14 protein-coding genes are annotated in these 18188 nt (G+C 55.9%); 9 read left to right on the top strand and 5 right to left on the bottom strand.

Annotation, left to right across the window (positions count from 1 at the left end; all coding sequences use genetic code 11):
• Nucleotides 1-2 precede the first annotated feature (2 nt).
• From PQQ86_RS03355 to PQQ86_RS03330, 6 genes are read left to right on the top strand one after another with little or no spacing between them, the layout of a single operon-like run.
• The gene (locus tag PQQ86_RS03355) at nucleotides 3-2345 is read left to right on the top strand and encodes a glycosyltransferase family 4 protein (RefSeq protein WP_408264941.1); all 2343 of its coding nucleotides are present in this window, start codon (nucleotides 3-5) and stop codon (nucleotides 2343-2345) included.
• Nucleotides 2342-3409: a glycosyltransferase gene (locus PQQ86_RS03350; RefSeq protein ID WP_408264940.1), complete on the top strand. Its 1068-nt coding sequence runs from the start codon at nucleotides 2342-2344 to the stop codon at nucleotides 3407-3409. Before PQQ86_RS03355 ends, PQQ86_RS03350 begins: the two co-directional genes overlap by 4 nt.
• A complete protein-coding gene (locus tag PQQ86_RS03345) occupies nucleotides 3406-4389 on the top strand; it encodes a glycosyltransferase family 4 protein (RefSeq protein WP_408264939.1) in 984 nt (327 codons plus the stop codon). The genes PQQ86_RS03350 and PQQ86_RS03345 overlap by 4 nt, the downstream gene beginning before the upstream one ends.
• Nucleotide 4390: 1 nt before the next feature.
• Nucleotides 4391-5446 (top strand): glycosyltransferase, encoded by a 1056-nt coding sequence (locus PQQ86_RS03340; protein ID WP_408264938.1) that lies wholly within the window; start codon nucleotides 4391-4393, stop codon nucleotides 5444-5446.
• A gap of 17 nt (nucleotides 5447-5463) precedes the next feature.
• Nucleotides 5464-6057 carry a histidine phosphatase family protein gene (locus tag PQQ86_RS03335; RefSeq protein WP_408264937.1) on the top strand — a complete coding sequence of 198 codons (594 nt, stop codon included), beginning with the start codon at nucleotides 5464-5466 and terminating at the stop codon, nucleotides 6055-6057.
• Nucleotides 6054-6932 carry a hypothetical protein gene (locus tag PQQ86_RS03330; RefSeq protein WP_408264936.1) on the top strand — a complete coding sequence of 293 codons (879 nt, stop codon included), beginning with the start codon at nucleotides 6054-6056 and terminating at the stop codon, nucleotides 6930-6932. The genes PQQ86_RS03335 and PQQ86_RS03330 overlap by 4 nt, the downstream gene beginning before the upstream one ends.
• Before the next feature lie 37 nt (nucleotides 6933-6969).
• Here PQQ86_RS03330 and PQQ86_RS03325 read toward each other — a convergent pair whose 3' ends face one another.
• Nucleotides 6970-7698: a methyltransferase domain-containing protein gene (locus PQQ86_RS03325; RefSeq protein ID WP_408264935.1), complete on the bottom strand. Its 729-nt coding sequence runs from the start codon at nucleotides 7696-7698 to the stop codon at nucleotides 6970-6972.
• Nucleotides 7699-8274: 576 nt separating this feature from the next.
• Between PQQ86_RS03325 and PQQ86_RS03320 the strand changes: the two genes are divergently transcribed.
• The 3 genes from PQQ86_RS03320 to PQQ86_RS03310 all read left to right on the top strand — a co-directional run bounded on the left by PQQ86_RS03320 (nucleotide 8275) and on the right by PQQ86_RS03310 (nucleotide 13728).
• Nucleotides 8275-10239 (top strand): hypothetical protein, encoded by a 1965-nt coding sequence (locus PQQ86_RS03320; protein WP_408264934.1) that lies wholly within the window; start codon nucleotides 8275-8277, stop codon nucleotides 10237-10239.
• Between the two features lie 397 nt (nucleotides 10240-10636).
• Nucleotides 10637-12298 carry a hypothetical protein gene (locus PQQ86_RS03315; RefSeq protein WP_408264933.1) on the top strand — a complete coding sequence of 554 codons (1662 nt, stop codon included), beginning with the start codon at nucleotides 10637-10639 and terminating at the stop codon, nucleotides 12296-12298.
• Nucleotides 12299-12714: 416 nt separating this feature from the next.
• Nucleotides 12715-13728, top strand: a complete 1014-nt coding sequence (locus PQQ86_RS03310; protein WP_408264931.1) for a methyltransferase domain-containing protein — start codon at nucleotides 12715-12717, stop codon at nucleotides 13726-13728.
• An 11-nt stretch (nucleotides 13729-13739) separates the two neighbouring features.
• Here PQQ86_RS03310 and PQQ86_RS03305 read toward each other — a convergent pair whose 3' ends face one another.
• The 4 genes from PQQ86_RS03305 to PQQ86_RS03290 form a co-directional block, all read right to left on the bottom strand.
• Nucleotides 13740-14162 (bottom strand): GtrA family protein, encoded by a 423-nt coding sequence (locus tag PQQ86_RS03305; RefSeq protein WP_408264929.1) that lies wholly within the window; start codon nucleotides 14160-14162, stop codon nucleotides 13740-13742.
• Nucleotides 14163-14164: 2 nt separating this feature from the next.
• Nucleotides 14165-15448, bottom strand: a complete 1284-nt coding sequence (locus PQQ86_RS03300) for an NAD(P)/FAD-dependent oxidoreductase (RefSeq protein WP_408264927.1) — start codon at nucleotides 15446-15448, stop codon at nucleotides 14165-14167.
• A gap of 14 nt (nucleotides 15449-15462) precedes the next feature.
• A complete protein-coding gene (locus PQQ86_RS03295; protein WP_408264925.1) occupies nucleotides 15463-16401 on the bottom strand; it encodes an NAD-dependent epimerase/dehydratase family protein in 939 nt (312 codons plus the stop codon).
• A gap of 166 nt (nucleotides 16402-16567) precedes the next feature.
• Nucleotides 16568-18181 (bottom strand): hypothetical protein, encoded by a 1614-nt coding sequence (locus PQQ86_RS03290; protein ID WP_408264923.1) that lies wholly within the window; start codon nucleotides 18179-18181, stop codon nucleotides 16568-16570.
• Nucleotides 18182-18188: the final 7 nt, after the last annotated feature.

The raw sequence follows: 18188 nt of genomic DNA, 5'->3' as shown, positions 1-18188 counted from the left end.
AAATGACAAAAACAACCGAGTGGCTGGATCAAGCACGACACCCGTCCGAAAGCGAGCGGTTCGCGTTGCCCAGCGCCGTTTACTTCTTGCTTAAGTTTCGGGCGGACCTCGCTGAGTTTTCCTGCAAAACCCTTACCGACCGAATTGCACTGTATCTGTGGTGGGAATCAGTCGCGCGTACAGACTACCCAGACTTCGATTGGAAACCCCGATCGCAAGACCTTGCGTATGTCGAGCAACTCGACAATGCAACGCTAATCTCGGAACACCCCCGAAGCATCGCGTATTGGCTAAAGAGCACGGCGCCGAGCATTCTGGACGGAAAGCATCTGACCGCAACTTTGCTCGAGCCGGCCGATATCGACGGGCCAAGTGGCTTCGACTTACCTGCGTTTCTTTCGGTAATCGTCGAAAATCGAGCAGACTTGAAACAGGTTTTTGACCTGACTACAGTTGCCGGTCGACTGGGGTGCGTGAGCTGGTGGCAAGAGCGCGGTCAAGTCGAATACCCAAGGATCGCCTGGTCCCCGGCAGAGATCTTTCACGCACTTCTCGAAACACACGAAAGCAGTAATGCCGAAGAAGTGCCGTGCCCGCGTCTGCTACACCTCATCAGAAACGAACGCGCCGATTTGCGGCAAGCGTACGATCTCGGGACCTTCGCCGGTCGAATCGCATTTCTGGGCTGGTGGCGCGATCACAGAAAGGACCAATACCCGAGCATCAGATGGATACTTTCAGGCGTGCCTGAGAGTCTCTTTGAGCTCGATGACTTCGATAACGCCACGGGGATCCCTCTTCCCCGTTTTCTGATTCTGATGTGTCGCGATCGGCCTGATTTGCGGCAGGCGTTCGATCTGAAAACATTGACTGGACGCCTGGCTGCATTGACCTGGTGGGATAGCGAGGGACAGTTCGCCTACCCGGTTATTCAATGGTCGACAAACACCCTCTTGCCGACCTTGCTGGCATCGGAGTCGGCCCCCGGGACACCCGCTTCTGCCGTCCCCCAATTCCTTGAATCGATCCGGCAGGACCGCGCTGACTTGACGGCGGCATTTGACACCAGCACGGAGGCCGGAGCAACCGAGCTGGTCCGCTGGTGGCAAAACCACGGCAGAAACGAATATCCAACGCTGGGTTCGATCTCCATTGCTATCGTTGGCACCACTTCCGAAGGCGGCGGCAATCAATACGTTATGTCGATCGAGCGCGCCTGGCGCGCCCGCCCGTTCGGGGTCAACATTGTCGGATTTCCGCAGGGAGTGCTCGGGCTCGGCGAAGACGCAAGAATGGCGTCGAAAGCCCTTGGGCTCTCCGCTATTCCATGCGCGCTGATCAATGCGCCCATGGCGGGCCCGGCGAAACTCGATACGACCGTCGACCACTTGCTGAGCGTCAACCTCAAGTACGGGTTGAGCGTCTTTTGCCTGCCGCCGCCCGAAATGCTGCGACTTTCGCTCGAGGGCGGACGCAACCTCATTGAGGCTGACACGTACAAGATCGGCGCATGGCCGTGGGAATTGCCGCAGTGGCCGAGCGCCTTCGGCCAGCTTCATCGGCTCGTCGACGAAATTTGGGCGCAAAGCAGGTTCGTACAATCGGCATTCGCGAGGCAAGGGGAAACTGCAGTCCATCACGTTCCGATGGCAGTGAGCATCCCTGCGCCGGTGAATCCCGACCGTAGCCGGTTTGGCTTACCGTCCAACGAGTTCCTGTTCTACTTGATGTTCGACGGCAACTCGTGGCTGACGCGAAAGAATCCAATCGCCGGTATCCATGCGTTTCAGAAAGCATTTGGCGCCCAGACCTCCGGCGTCAGCCTGATCGTCAAAGCGATGAATGTGCGAGACAGCGATCCCACATGGCGCGCAGTGTGCGAACTCGCCGCACAGGACCCTCGAATCCGTATCGTCTCGGAGCGACTGAGCCGCCAGGATACGGTCGATTTTATGGCCGCATGCGACGCATATATCTCGCTCCATCGTAGCGAAGGGTTCGGGCGCGTGATTGCTGAAGCCATGCTATTGGGACAGCCTGTCGTGGTAACGAATTTCTCGGGGAATGTGGATTTCTGCGACGAGCAGACATCCTTTCTTGTAGATGGAGACCTCGTCCCCTTGCGCGCAGGCGACTATCTGTTTTACGAGGGTCAGTACTGGTGCGATCCCGAGGTGTCGACCGCAGCGGAACAGATCCGTACAGTCTTTGAAGACCAAGACCGCCGGAAACGCGTTGCCAAGGCCGGGCAGGCGCGTATTCTCCGCGACTATTCCATCGAAGCAGTCGCTCGTGCGTACGCCGATAGACTGGCGGAAATCAAAGCGGGAGTCGTGTCTCCATGAGAGTGCTGATCTGCGCGCCAGACATCTTCAGCGGCGACGCTGTCGGAAACCATTGCCTCGGCGTGGCTCGAACTGCGCGGCGGCTTGGCTTCGCAGCGGAGCTGTACGCACAGAATCACGATGCCGCTAACGAGAGAGTGCATCCTCTCAGCGAACTATCTTCCGCGGTTCAGCCCGACGATGTCCTCTTCCTTAGCTATTCAATTTTCGATCCGCGCCTGGATCAGATAACGAAGCTAAAGTGCAAGAAGATTGGCTATTTCCATGGCGTAACAGATCCGGAACTGCTGCGCGCTTTCGAACCGCGCACTGCTCAATTGTGCCAGGACGCGCTCGCCCAGTTGCCCGCCCTCGGAGCCTTCGATTTACTCGTTGCGAACTCGCATTTTTCTGCGCAAGCGCTTGAAGACGTAGCGGGGCATGCATCGATTGAAGTTGTCCCGCCCGTCTTCTCCGACATGCCCGCGTTCAGCCGCAATCCGGACTCGCGCACCGCACCGCACGCGAATGCCGAACTGTTGATGGTTGGCCGTGTCGTTCCACACAAGCGGATCGAAGATGGCATCGAGATTCTGCACAGGTTACGCAACCTCGGTGTGCCTTCAACGCTGTCGGTCGTAGGCAGCATGCCGAACTATGACTACTCGAAATACCTGATTAACTATGCTCGCGGACTCGGCGTGCTCGACCATGTCGATTTCAAGGGCACGCTGGATGACTGCGATCTACTTGATTGCTTCGAACGATCAGCCGTTCTGCTAGTGACCAGTCGCCACGAGGGGTTTTGCGTGCCCGTACTGGAAGCGATGCATTACGGGAAGCCCGTACTCGTGCGTGCGGGCACGGCAGCCGAAGAGTTGTGTCTCGCCGAAAGCATATTACCGTCTGACGCGCCTGCCGACTCATGGGCAACGCTGCTCGCGCAATTGGTCAATGTCACCGGCGCCAAGGCCGGGCAGTCGCGCGAAATCTACTTGAATCGCGCCAAGGATATCCTTCTAAAGACCAGCGATGAAGTGTGGCGCAATCTGTTCACACAGCTTGCGACCGGGAGAACGACATGACGGGTTTGAAATTCCTGCTCACCACGTACAGCACGGCATTCACTGTAAGCGGCGGAGGCGAGTCCGAGCTCGTACAGGTCGCCGAAATCATGAAGGCTTCCGGTGTTCATACGGACATTTACGGAATCGGCAGCCGGCCACTCAGTTTCTACGACGGAATCATCCATTTCTCGGTACACGCGGACGGAGAGGCCATTCTTCGAGAGGCCAGATTTAAGAACAAGCCTGTCTTCCTTTGGCCGAATGTCTGGTGGACCGACGCACCAACCCCTAACGAGGTTGCGAGAATTGTCGAAATCACTCGTGGTGTGCACAAGCTGTTATTCAAATCACAAGCGGAACTCGCCAACTTTACGCAGTATGTCTCCGTACCGGAAGACAAACTCCTGGTCATTCCGACATGCGTTTCCGATCGCTTTCTCGCTCCGGCAGACAACGATCTGTTGTCGACGATCTGCAATGCGACTAACTTCGCACTATGTCTCGGCCTGATTGAACCGATCAAGAACCAGTTGCAATTGATCCGGGCGTTGAACGAACTTAAGCTCGAAGGCGTGTTCGTCGGCGGTGCGAGAGACGACGAGTATTACCGGCAATGCGTCAAGGAAGCACACCCAGGGATCATCTTCCTACCCTTCGTGCAACCATGCAGTGCGCTCCTGCGTTCGATCATTTCCAACTGCGCAGTCATAGTTGAAGCTAGCATCGATCCGCCAGGCCGTTCGAGCCTGGAGGGCGCGATCATGCGCAAACCACTTGTTATTGGCGATGGCCCTTGGCAAAGGGAGCATTTCGCAGACGGTGTCTGGTATGCGCCCACTGATTCGGTACAAGGATTAGCAAAAGCGATCGAAGGCGCAATGACAGACGCGGATCGTGAATCGAAAATCTTGCAGACGTACGAACGTGTGCTGGACCGGCATTCAGCTTCAACCATTGGGCCACAACTCGCCGAGATGCTAGCAAGAGAAAGTATTTGACATGCCAAGAATCCCACGATTGCTGGTAGTGCAGCGAGTTTCGCTATCACACGACAAATTGATGTCGAGGTCGATTGCCGCCCGCTTTGGTCCCCTGCTCGGTTACATGGCCAATCACGGCATGATCGAATGGGAGGAAATTGTCGAAGGCGACATTACGATCGGCCAGCTCAGGCGTTTTGACGCGGTGTTGTTTAACAAGCACACCTCCAACCGGGCGGTAGACTTGATGCGCATGGCCAACGATCTGGGCCTGCGAACGATCTACGATATGGACGACTGGATCATTGACTTGCCGATGTACAGCGTCACTGATCTGAACGACGACCTGCTGGCGAACATAACCTGGCTGCTGCGACATGCTTCCGTGGCGACGGTGTCCAACGAAGCGTTGCGCAATAAATTGCAGCGTATTCGTTCGTCTGTGTCCATCATTTCCAACGGCTTTGATCACAGCGCTATTCCGTCGGATCCGAGCGATTGGCGAGAAGTCCAACCGCCGAAGATCATGTTTTCGAACACTGACGGCATCAAGCTTGTCCACTTCAGAAAGGACTTTTTCAAGGTCCTCGTGGACTTCATGAACCGGCATACGGAAGTGTCGCTGGAATTTTGGGGCGATGGATTTCCGGAAATGTCCCGGATTCCGCGCCTGGCGGCCAAGGGCTTTCTCGACAACGCGGCTTATAAGTCCGCCATACGCGACGCAGGTTATCTGTTCTCCGTTGTTCCGCTTGGCGGCCGGGAAGACCCCGAGGCGCTGTTCTTCAATAGTTGCAAGTCATGTATCAAATACATCGACTATGGCAGCCTCGGCATTCCGGGCATCTATTCGAAAAGCCCCGTATACGAAGATGCCGTGACGCATGGGGTGACGGGCTATCTCGTGAACAATACGGCTGACGAGTGGGCTGAAGCCATGGAACAGATGTATCAGGATAGCCAGTTGCGACAGGAGATGAAACGCAATGCGTTCGACGATGTGCACCAGCGGTTTGGACTTGCGGCACCCGCGCAGACGCTAATGGCACTTTTAACCAGCGAAAATTCAATCTAGTCGACTCAATCCGAACTATGGACCTTCTACTGATCAGGCACGGCCAGTCGACCGCAAATGCGCAAGGGCTGCTCATTTCGACCAACCAGGACCCGCTCACGGACCTGGGCAAAACACAATCCACACAGCTTGCGAAGACACTGGAGCGATTTGCTTATCAACCGTCCCCCATCTTTTCCAGCCCTTGGAAGCGTGCCCATCAGACAGCGCAAATCGTCTTCGGTGAATCAGCACCGATGAAGCTTGACGCCCGGCTTGCCGAAACCAATCCCGGCATCTATGCCACGTGGCGTGAAGCTGAGTTTAACGCTGCGTATCCGACGTTCAACGACGACATCACCAATCGCTATGAAGGCGGTGAGTCGCATCTGGATATGGCAGATCGCGTACGCAACTGGGTAGATCTCGAAGTACTGCCCCATGCCTCGGAGCCGGGAATAACAGCAGCAGTTGCACACGGCGGACCCATTAGCGTGGTTCTACAACACCTGCTGGGCATTCCTATCGAAACGCGCTACCCAAGCTTCACCGTGCCCAATGCGTCATTCACCTACCTGAAGTGGCGCAGCGACCTGAAACGCTATTGCGTGGAGCGCGTAGGCCAAGTATGAACAAGAGCGTTGCGATCTACGAGCCGCTTTACGCGAAGGATCAGGCACTCGCCGACCCTGAATTTATTCCCCTCGTGCGTGCGGAGAACGCACGGCCAGAGTGGCGTGAATTCGGGATCCTTGTCGACATGTATCGCAACAAGGTTCACCTACGCCACGACTTCACGGGCCTGTTCTCTCCGAAGTTCAGCCTGAAGGCAAAGATATCAGGCGCCCGCTTCCTCGAATTCGTGCAAGCGCAGGCTAACGCGGACGTCTGCTTCATCAATCCATTTCCGCAGATTGCCTATTGGTCGTATAACGTCTGGATGCAGGGCGAGCATGCCCATCCTGGACTTACCCGTGCGGCGCAAGAACTAATCGACGCTTGCAAGTTGGGTTGGAAGCTCGGCAAGACGCCGAGGCACGATTCCCGGTACCTCGCCTATAGCAATTTCTGGGTGGGATCCCAGCAGTTCTGGGAACGTTACGTAGGCGGCGTTCTGGTTCCGATCGCCGAATTTCTGGAGTCTGAACCGACACACGTCGCAGCACGGAACGTCATGGAGGAGACCAGCCATACGGATCCCGCACCCTTTCTGCCGTTCATCGTCGAGCGTCTATTTAGCACTTTCGTCTCGACTCATGCGGACACGAACACCGTTGCTTATCCGCTCACGCACGAGCAAATAAAGGGCTATTGCAACAACGATTTCGAGCGATTGCTGCTGGACCGCATGCGAGCCAAAATTGACGCCGCAGATTCTGGACATGCTTTCGGATCGGATCTCATCGAACAAATGGATACGGTGTGTGCGCTGTGGCAACAGCATTTCTTCGACTACTATGCTTTGCGACCGCATCCACATACGATGAATGTCGTTACTCGGGGTTAGCGTCGGGTGCTACCGACGCCAAGCGGCGTAGATTGGATTATTTCCTGATTAGAAACACGTCCTGGTGATTGTCCCAGCCGCCAGGGAGATGCTCGACGATAGTCAGGTCGTTTTCCGCGCAGACGTCTTTCACCCAATCACCGGGAGTGAGCGAGATGCCGTAGCTGTCACCAATGTAATCTACGGTCTTTGCCTCAAGTGAGTGATCGACTCGATAGTTCACAAAGCCAAACTGATTTGCGTCGTAGCTGTTCAACAGATGCTGACGTGCGGCCTCGCCGACTTGATAGCAATCCCCAATACCAAGATGTTCGCGCGATTTCTCACCGTGCGTGGTGACTACACCGACACCCCCTGGTTTGACCTTCGAAAAAAAATGTCCGATAACCGAGCGCGCGTTATAACTGGACAAATGGGTAACGAGCGAGCCTAGCGCAGCGACATCGAATGTTTCTGCAGGGATGTTTTTGAACTCGTACACAGGATCAGTGATGTGGTACCCAATGGTCCCAAAGGTTTCAACGCAGAAATCTACAGACGGGGCCATGATATCCGCCACATGAATGTGCGAGGGGTCAAATCGTTCCGCCAACTGACGCGTTACACGGCCATATCCGCACGGGAGTTCGAGAATCATCGGCGATTCGGCGCCAGCCAGTTCTGCCGCGCGCGCGACGAAATCGGCCATTTGCATGCCGACCGAAGCGTAGTGCTCGTGCGAACCGTGGAACATGTCATCGTTTGGGTGAATCGGCGCTTCGCGCATTGGCCCTGTCTCCATCTCCGGTTGGCCGAAGGTATGCGTTGCGCTTGCCGTTTCGACCGTGTAAGGATTGGTAATTGTACATGGCATGCATCGAAGTCGCGCTTCGCGCCTGCAGGACAACACTGAGCCATTATTCGCCTCCATCGAGATCGGCTCTCTCAATCATTCGCACTGAGTCACTGTGCTGGATGCGTCCGACCAAATCGCGCAGTTCATCGTCGGCGTGTGAACGGCTCTGACGCCACTCGGTACATCCGGGGCGTCCGTTGCATGGTAGTGCGTGCGTAGAGGTAGTTATGCCGGAGGATGAGCGGTCCTTGGACCTTGAAAGGCCAGCGATTAGATAGCGTCAAGCAGAGTTCGTGCTGAGCGATTCGGAGCACGAAACCCTGCAAGCGGTGAGAATGCGACGTAAGACCGCACAGGCCCTGGCATTGCAGGCAAGCATCGTGTTGGCCTCTGCCGATGGCACGGACAACACGACCGTTGCGGCGAAACAGCGAGTCTGGAAGCCGAAGACTTGGAACACAACCATTTTGTTACTATTCGCGCTGCCCCTCTTCGTCCGCGACACACATGAGCGCCACAATCAATCAAACAAAACAAGTTGCAGCTCTGGGCCTGCGAACCCCGATCAAAGTCCTCGCGGTGCTGTCGCTACTTATCGCAGGCTTGTCGATCATGCCGTTTGGACCTGCCATGAGCAGCGTCGAGGTCTGGACATATGCACTAAATGAGGCCGTCGCCAATCATCTCGTTTTTGGGCGAGACGTGATTTTCACGTTTGGTCCGTTTGCCTCGGTCTATACCCAGCTATACCATCCCGCGACCTACCCAATCGCACTCATCGGGAGCGCGATCATTGCGATCGGGTATTGCGCTGGCTTTGCCCTGCTCAGCTTCAACAATAGGCCGCTACTACTCCTGCTGCTTCCACTGCTGGGCGCCGAATCGTGGGTGCGGGATGCAACGTTGATGACGCCGCCGCTTTTGTTGATGCTCATCACGTTTCGTATCAGCCTGCCGCCCGGTAGCATCGCGCGCATCAAGATGACCTCGTCGGCTGCGCTGCTTGTCAGCGCAGTATCAATGTCGATCGGAATTCTGCCACTAATAAAGGCGAGCTTTTCTGGGCTTGTTGCGGTGGAACTCGCTCTCTCAGTGGTCATGCTCGTCTGCGGGCAGCATCTCAGGATGGCCGTAGCGGTTGTTCTGATCACGCTTTTATCAATGGCATCTGGTTGGGTTTGGACTGGCCAACCGCTTGACGCGCTACCGCAATTCTTCCTTGCCCAGGCTCCGATAATCTCGGGATATTCCGAGGCAATGTCTATAGAAGGGCACGTATCACAGGTCTATCACTGGCTTATAGCAGCATCCCTCTGTGTTTTGGTTTTCTACTTCTATGTGGCCCGTTCGCGCGGTTTGCTGGGTGCAATCGCGATTGCGGGCTTTGTGTTCTATCTGTTCGTGTGTTTCAAGTCGGGATTTGTGCGTCAGGACATGCACCCGCGTATCGCAGCAGCGGCGTTTATTACTGTCGGATTGTCGCTTGCACCAATGCTGACGGTCAGACAAGGGATCGTGGCCGCTCTGGTGGCGCTGTCCGGGTGGGGCGTGATTGAGCATTCAATGCCAGATTTTCGTCGCGACCTCGTGCTCCAACGAACGCATGACGTCTACAGGCCGCTGTTCGATACGCTCGCTAGGCGTATAACTGGACTGGACTCCTTCCCCCAGATGTTCGCTGCGACGAAACAGGAGATTCATGATCGGGCGCCGCTCCCCAACATCACGGGAACAGCCGACGTCTATCCGATGCGAATGGATATTCTGTTTGCGAACGACATTAAATGGGCTCCGCGACCGATCATTCAAAGCTACTCAGCGTACACACCGAAACTTGATCGAATGAACGCGGAACATCTGGTCGGTGTCAACGCTCCGCAGAACATCATGTTCACGGTCATTGCCATCGATCATCGGTTACCGTCAATTGAAGATGCGCTCAGCTGGCGCGAGTTGCTCAGTCGCTATTCGATAGTCGACCGGTTTTCGATAGCGAACCCGGATCAAAGTTATCTACGCATGGTTCGTAGAAGTGTGCCCATCGCGTCAGAACTGATGCCCCTGAGCGATACGGAAGCGTTGATCAATATTCCTGTTGCAGTTCCCCCAAGCGACGGCATCGTGATCGCAAAGATTGACATGCAGCCTACACTGCTTGGCCAGATAGCACTCGGTCTTTACAAGCTACCCGAAGTGTTCATCGAATTGACCTTGACCGATGACCGCATTTTCCGGTTTCGATACATTCCATCAATGGGAAAAACCGGCTTCGTCCTGTCGCCGCTGGTGAGGTCGAACAATGACTTCCTGGCGATGGCGTCGGGCAACGCCAACACGTTGCGCGTAAAGCAAATGACGTTGACGACGTCGGCGAACGTTCTATGGCGCAGGAACATACGCGTCGTCCTCGAAACCCTGCGCATTGATCCTCAATCTATTGCAACAAACCTGTTTTTGCCGCCGACAAAGTAGGCCGCAGTTCTCAGGCCTTTGGTGCCCTTGACCAACGCGCCGAAGACATAGTCCCGATCCTTGTCTTGGCGGACATGTGCACGTCGTGCCGGCATCGCACATGCTGATATGAAATCACCCTCCCTTGAACGATGGCGGCTCAGAATCTGTATTCAAGGAACAGCATTGCGTCCCCTTGATCCCGCTCGGAACGTCATCGCAAGTCCCGACAGTGTGGCGGCGTGTACGCTGGTACCTGGGGAACCCCTGTCACTTACGCGAAGTCCTCGGGGCATAAATTTCCCCACAACACGGCGCCGTTTTCTTATGGCGGCGCCTGAAACCCCACGATCCGAATGCCCAGGTAACGCATGTGATCCGATATGGCATACTCGCGCGACCATTCCCGGAGAATACGTTGTCGCGCACCCTCTCTATTTGGGCCTCGCTCCTTGCCGCCCTGATTGTCGCCACGTCCATTTATGGCGGGTATCACTTTTTCTCGCCCATCCCTTATGGAGATCAATGGGACGGAGAACTAGGGTTCTTCAAGGACCTCACTGAAGGCAACTACGCCGTTTTCTGGGCTCAGCACATGGAGCACCGGATTGTATTTTCGCGCATGCTCTTCTGGCTGGACATCGTTCTGTTCGGCGGTCGCAATGTTTTCACCGTTGTCGCGAACTACGTTTTGCTCTTCGCCGTGGCTCTTGTGCTATGGCGTGAATACCGATCCGGACACAAGGAATTACATCCTCCGCTGCTCGTCGGCGGCCTCATCCTCGGGTTCCTCCTGCTCTGGGTTCAAGCAGAAAATATCAAGTGGGGTTTCCAGAGCCAGTGCATTGCTGTCTATCTGTTCGCACTGATGGCCTTCGCGCAATTTTCCCGCTCTGACAACCGGCCACTTCGAATCTCGCTGGCGATGCTCTTCTGCGTCGCATCCACGCTAAGCATGGGTAACGGCGTCGTTGCCTTCGGCGTCATGGCGATCCAAGGCGTTCTGCAGCGTCGGCCTATCCGCGAATCTCTCATCGTGGCAGCGGGCGGCGCCGTGTGCGCACTGATCTATTTCCATGGGTACTACAAACCCGTTCTGCCGATCGATCCTGCGGCCGCACATATCTCACTTATTCGGCTCAAATTCTTCGCGGCGTTCATGGGGAATCCAACGTTTTTCGCGTGGAACACCATCGCCGCGATGATTTCATCCAATGCCATGGATTGGGGGACATGGAGTCTGAAGATATCTGCCCTGTTCGGCATTGTGTCGCTTGCGGTCGCAACAGTTGTCACAGTGCGTCTGTTCGCAAAGGCCCAGATCACCCCGTACAGGTCGTTCCTTATCGCCTCGTACGGGCTTGTTGTTGCGTCTGCGATGGGCGCTTCGAGCAGTCGCTGGATGCTCGGACTCGGCGCGTCGGTGTCGGGACGTTACACCACGCCGGTGGTAGTCAGCTTTGCCGTTCTCGCGCTTCTAGTTCTTGATGTCGTGACCACACGTCGCGCGCGGCTCCTGGCCTCCGTCGCCCCGCTCGCGCTGCTTACGTTCACCGCACTCTACCAATCCCAAGCGTTCGAAGACAATGCCTACCTGTTCAAATGGAAACTCGCGGTGCTGGGCCAAAAAATCGGTCTCGACCATCCCGAGTATGACGCGACGATCTATCCGGCTTCGATGCACGATTGGTTTGTAGCGAACGCAAATTTCGCCGCCGACTATGAAGTCGGACTGTACGGGCGCGGCTGGCTGCGCGACGCTGGAGTCGTGAAATTCGACGCCACCCGCGTGGATCAAAGCTTCTGTCTAGGGCATCTCGACGCAACGTCCACGGACAAGGGCGTTACACATGCGACTGGCTGGGCGACGACTGCGGACCGTGAGACGTTGCTTATCGTCTTGACTGACGTCGATGGAAAAACGATCGGATACGGCGTGTCGGGCCAGCGCAGACTGGACGTTTCCAATGCGGTCAAAATCGCTTCGCCAGACGCGGGGTGGACGGGATTCGCCAACGCTACTGAAGGGCCTGTCACCGCCTACGTCTACAAGCACGGCCACTTCTGCAAGCTCCCCTAAAATGAAATCCGCCCGACGATCCCCCTCGCCGGGCACCACGTCATGGTCGCCCTTCTTCGCATTCGCCCCTATGGTGACCTACCGGGAAGATGAGTAAAAGAGATCGCGTTTGTAGCTTCTCGTAGCTTCTCGTAGCCTTTCGTAGCTTCCGGCACTATCATGGGCAAGTTAGCGGGCAAAGGCGAAACCGTGGGCGAGCCACGCGCCGCCAGGTGCCGCAATATCTCTGCGCCCAGGGGTTTACCCAAACCAGCCACAAACCTGCGTCCCGATGTCATTCACATTCCGTTCACGACACGATCCCGTCTTTATCTAGTTCGCATACAGGCCGCGGACATCCAGCAGCGCAAGTATCAGCTTCAACCAAGACGGGTGGACGGCATCATTTCAGTGCTCACTTCGCGAGGAAATAGTTGATGAATCGCAAGCAGAAATTGCTCGACGGCCTGAATCTGAAACAACTGACTGGCATTGAGATCGGGCCTCTATTTCGTCCTGTAGTGACGAAATCAGAGGGCGATGTTATCTACATCGATCATGCCGATACCGAATCTTTAAGGAACAAATATCGGACCAATTCCGCGGTCGACATCAACGCGATTGTTGAGATCGATGCCGTATGGGGCGCCCAAACACTGCGTGAGTGTCTCAAGAACAGGACCGTAGACTACGTCATAGCATCTCACGTAATCGAACACGTCCCCGATCTGATCACATGGCTGGAGGAACTACACTCCATTCTGAATCGGCAGGGAGAACTGAGACTCGTCGTCCCTGATAAGCGTTTTACCTTTGATCTCATCCGCCGCGAAACGGAGCTATGTGACGTTCTAAGCGCCTACATTGCGCATGCCCGTGTACCGCAACCTATATGCATTCTTGACCATCTGCTGAACGTCTCTCACGTCGATCCCAAACGCGCGTGGGACTCCGAATTGAACGCAGAATCGGTCGAGCGTTGCCATTCATTTGCCGACGCAATTCCACCTGCAACCGATTCGTTCCAAAACGGCACGTACCACGATGTGCACTGTTGGACGTTCACACCCCGCTCTTTCGCAAGCCTGTTTGAAGGTCTGGCACGCGCCGGACTCGTTCACTTCGCCTGTGATAACTTTTTCGACACAGAGCGCTATGAAATCGAATTCTTTGTCACGCTAAAAGCCTCGGAAGATCAACAGCAGATCGTCAACAGCTGGGCCGCCATGAAGAGCGCTACGAAGACTTCCGGGCCACACGATGCTGCCTCGAGTAGCGAGCCGCTCGCAGATCTACTCAACCTTGAGCGGTCACGCAATCTCGCGCTCTCAAGAAAATTGGAGGCGGCACACCGGACGATCCAGGACCTCCGAGACTCCACCTCGTGGAGAGTAACTGGACCGCTGCGGTCGTTGGGTTCAACGTTGCGCCGAAAGAGGCAAAGGGCGTAGTTGATGCAGCCCTAGTGCGATCGAAACGACAGTTTTTTGTGACCAATGTAGCTGGTGAATACGGGCACGATCACACCCACAAGGTGAGCGATTTCCTTCTTGTGCCACACAACTCCGAGCCACGGCAAGAAATGAAACGCCAGCACCACGCTCACCACCCACGTCTGCAACACGGCGACGAGATTCACCAACGTAAAAAACATCGCAGATCGCGATGTGGAGTGAACACTCTCCGTAAAGACGAATAGCTTCGTCAGAATGAAGGCGGTGATCATGCCTGCGATATACGCAAGTACGATCGCCGCCGTAAACGGCATCCAGTTGTTGAAGATGATCCGGCTGCCGAAATTCACTCCAGCCGCAACCCCGCCAGCCAGAAGAAATTTGAGGAAACGAGGCGACACCAGTCGCCCCTTCGCGGTCCCTGCGGGCATCGTCACAGCATCCTCGCCATCTTTCGCGCCAGACCGATACTTTCGGAAATGCCGCGATCTTCCGGGTAGTAATAGGACGTATCGGCCACCAAAAGCCCCTTCACCGGAAGCTGGATCGGCGGAAGCCGATCAAGGAACCCCGGCTCGCAAATCGGCTGTGCGTAGCGGTAACGACTCGCGCGAACATCGATGAAATCGTCGCTGGTCAATGCCGGATTGATTTTCATCAGGTAGCGTTTCACCTTGTCGATGAAAACACTGTCCGCTTCCTGGTATTTTGCATGCTCGCCCGGCACGTAAAACGGAACATACACAATGTGCTCACCAAGCGGGCGGAGATTGGTGTACTCAACAATGCCAGGAATATCCATATCCGGATCGTTGACGTTCAGCCAGAAGTTCTTCGTTACCGCCTTCTTCAGCTTGGCGATCACACAAACTACCGCCACGTTCTTCATGCTCTGGAACGCGGCCGAAATGTCAGCCGGCAAATCCGGAATGACACGCGGGACATACGGCAGCGGAATCGTGCTGATAACCTTGTCGAAGGGCAGCACTTCACCGTTGACCTGCACGCCCTTCACGGCGCCGTCTTCGATCACAACTTTCTGTGCCGGCGAACCCAAACGGAATTCACCGCCGTTAGCCTCGATATAGCGACGCATGCCCTCGAGCAACGTATCCGAGCCGCCCTCAAGATAGCCAAGCTTCTCACGGAACAAGTCGTAGCGCGAACGGCCGATACGGCGAATGCGACTCCAGATCCACGCTGCCGACAAGTTGTACGCATAGTCGTAGAACTTGTAGTCGAACAGCCGGCGCCACAACACTTCCCACGCCTCCTCACCAATCCAGCGACGAATCCAACCGGACGCTTCTACGTGGTCGAGCGGGCGCCAATCATCGCGCTTGGTGGACAGGAACGCGTGAAGGCCGTAGCGAATCTTCGCCGTCAAACTCAGCCCTTTGAACTTGAGCAGCGCGATCGGGTTTCCCCAAGCCTGCACATGTCCCTGGTAGTAATAGCCCATCTTGGTCTCGACCCACTTCAGTTGGTCCTCGATACCAAGTTCACGCAGCACCTCAAAGAACGCTTGATCGGAGATCGCGTGGAAGTGGTAATAGCGCTCGATCGACAACCCACCGAAATCGAAGCATGCGGCCATGCCGCCTACGCGGTCGTCTGCTTCGAATATAACGGGCTTGCGCCCGTCTTTAACCAATTGATAAGCAACCCCGAGGCCCATGGGGCCCGCGCCCAACACCGCGATCTTTTCGTCTGTCATCACTATTTCCTACATCAAAATTCAAGCGCGATCTGGCTGTACACAGGGTCGTTGAAAGTTTCATGCATCGCCTTGGCAAATGGCGTGGCCTTGATCTGGAATATGCCCTCCCAGTCGATCACCTCGAACTCATCGCCGGCAGTCAACGCTTTCAACTGATCCGCCGTGAAAGGCGGGTTCTTGTCGAACAGCGCGTACACCTTCAGCAGCGCATAGAACAGTCCGTATGGAATGCGCACGATCGCGCAACGGGATTTCGTAGCCGCCTTGATTTGACGAATAATGTCGATGTAGTCGACTTGCTCCAACCCCGTGATGTTGAACACCTTGCCGCTGATGCGCGATTCGATGCAACTGATAATCACGTTGCAGAAATCCCCTGCGTAGAGCGGCTGACGCATGTAACGCCCACTTCCGGGAATCGGAAAGACCGGCACGCGCTGCATAAAACGCGAAAGCCAGCCAAGATGCTTGCGGTCGAACCAGCCGAACATGAGTGTCGGGCGCAGCACGACGCATTCAATGCCTGATGCCAGCACCATCTCTTCCTGCTGCTTCTTGGTGTCAGTGTAGAAATCGTCGCCCACGGATTCCACGACAGATGAACTGATGTGCACCGTGTACGGGATATTGAATTGCTTGATCGCCGCCAACACGTGAGTCGTAGACGTCAAATTGTTGCGGATGAATGGCTCGATCGTCGGGCCACCAATCTGGGCCTGCAGCATCACGACAACGGCCGCGCCTTCAAAATAACGAGTCCAGTCGCCCGGCTCAGCCAGATCCGCGTACTCGACCGTGATGTCAGGATGTACGCTGCGCAGGACTTCGATATTGGCGCGGTGTTTGTCGAGTACGACCAGATTCGTATACCCGCGCTGCTTGAGACGAGCGACAAGGTTCTGGCCGACGAGGCCGGCGCCGCCTGGGAGAATGATGCGCGTATCGTTCATTGATCTATCGTTCAGATTACTCGAGTTTAGGTAATGCGCCGCACACGGGCTAGCACATGCTCGCGTCAGATAACGCGACATTTTAAGCTTGGTGAAACGCCCCTTCTTAATTGGGGCTGCAATTCAAATTCATCACCGGCGTCCGGTTCGAACAGTAGCACCAACACTACTGGGCAACTTGCTCCTGCACTTTCCCTGCCTCGGTCAACGCACAGTAGGTATCTCCGTGTTTCGCCAGGACGCGGATGGTCTTGTCATCGGCACGGAAAAAGCCGGTCCAGCCAACACGGTCACCCTTAAACTTCAGTACCGTCTCGACGTCTGGCCGGTGCCTGCCGACAATCCCATAACCGCGCAAGTCGTTTTGCGCATTGACGATGACAACTTCCGTCGGCTGCACTTTCGCATCCTGATCGTAAATCCAGCCACTGGCCATATATCGACCCGGCGTGCCGGTCGGCTTGATCAGATCGATCGCGCCTTCACACGTGCGACTCGCCGTAGTTTGTTCAGGCGCGCAAGGATAGTCTCGCGAGCATCGCTTGAAAATCGACAGGCCTCGAGCCTGCGCGGCTTGCGAAGTAATCCGAAGCGCCTCGACCCCAGGATACACAGCATGTGTCCATTCGCTATCGTATACGTCCTCGCGCACTGCAAGTCCGGCCAACTTCCGGGCAAACAACTGATCCCGGTCCGGCCGGAAGGCTGCACCCTGATACGACAAAACCGTGGCAAGCGCCAAGGCAAACAATCCAGCGTTCACGGCGCGAGCCTGCAGGCGCGGTGCGTTGACCCAGAAGTAAAGCAGAAGCGACAACCATGCAAATAGCGATGACGTGGTGTAGCGATGCGCAAACGCAGATTCGATACCAAAGGGTAAGCGTCCCCCGGCGGTAATGAACGCGCAGCCGCATACAAAAACGGCGAAGGCGAGCAATGCGGGCGCGCGAACGTCTTGGCTGCGCCCGAGCCACAAACCAACCAGTGTAGCGACCACGACAATGGCGCCGGCCAGATATGTCAGCGAAAGCCGCGCCGTCGCGGCCCAGACTGGAGCACCCAGATAAAGCAGCACGTACTCGACCATCTGTATCGGATGATGGAGTAGAGAGCTCAGCACGCTTCCGTGCACTGGCGGCGATGCGTAATGCCTGAAGTATGCAGCCCATACCACAGCGGTTACGAGCCCTATCAACGCGATGCGCTGCTTTGACAGACCGAGATAAAGTGAAAAAACCAGCAGCACCGGCAGCACCAACAGGCCACTAGCCATCCAGCACGCGGCGAGCGCGCCATATAGCAACGACAGCAAAAACTGACCGCTTCGTCCAGACGCATTACGGCTACGCGCCAATGCATCGAACGCCAACATCGCGAACAGATAGACGCCGAACCACTGGTTTTGGAATCCCCACGTCAGGTTCTCGTCCTGTATCCAGGAGAACGCCATTGTTGCTATTGCGCCAGCAAGCGCGATCCCTGCTGTCCATGTCAAGCGGACATCGCGCGATACGATCCGGCCAACCGTTGCTGCCAAACCCGCGAGCAAGACGAGATTCGCCACGAGATCGACGACATTACGTCCGCCGAACCATCGAATATCCGTCCAGAAAATCAGCCTGGGCAAGAGCAGTCTATGTTCGTTGTGTTGCTCCCACAGCACAGACCAGTTGTCTGCGAAGCGTATGTAACCTCCCAGGGAGCCGTCCCATTGATCCCAGAACGGTACGGGCGAATAGCTTCTCACCACGCCGATGACGCAACTGACAATGACGAACAAGCCGCAG

The organism is Paraburkholderia sediminicola (genome assembly GCF_046026675.1).
In the GTDB taxonomy this organism is placed as follows: domain Bacteria; phylum Pseudomonadota; class Gammaproteobacteria; order Burkholderiales; family Burkholderiaceae; genus Paraburkholderia; species Paraburkholderia sediminicola_F.
This window is presented reverse-complemented; position numbering and strand designations above follow the sequence as displayed.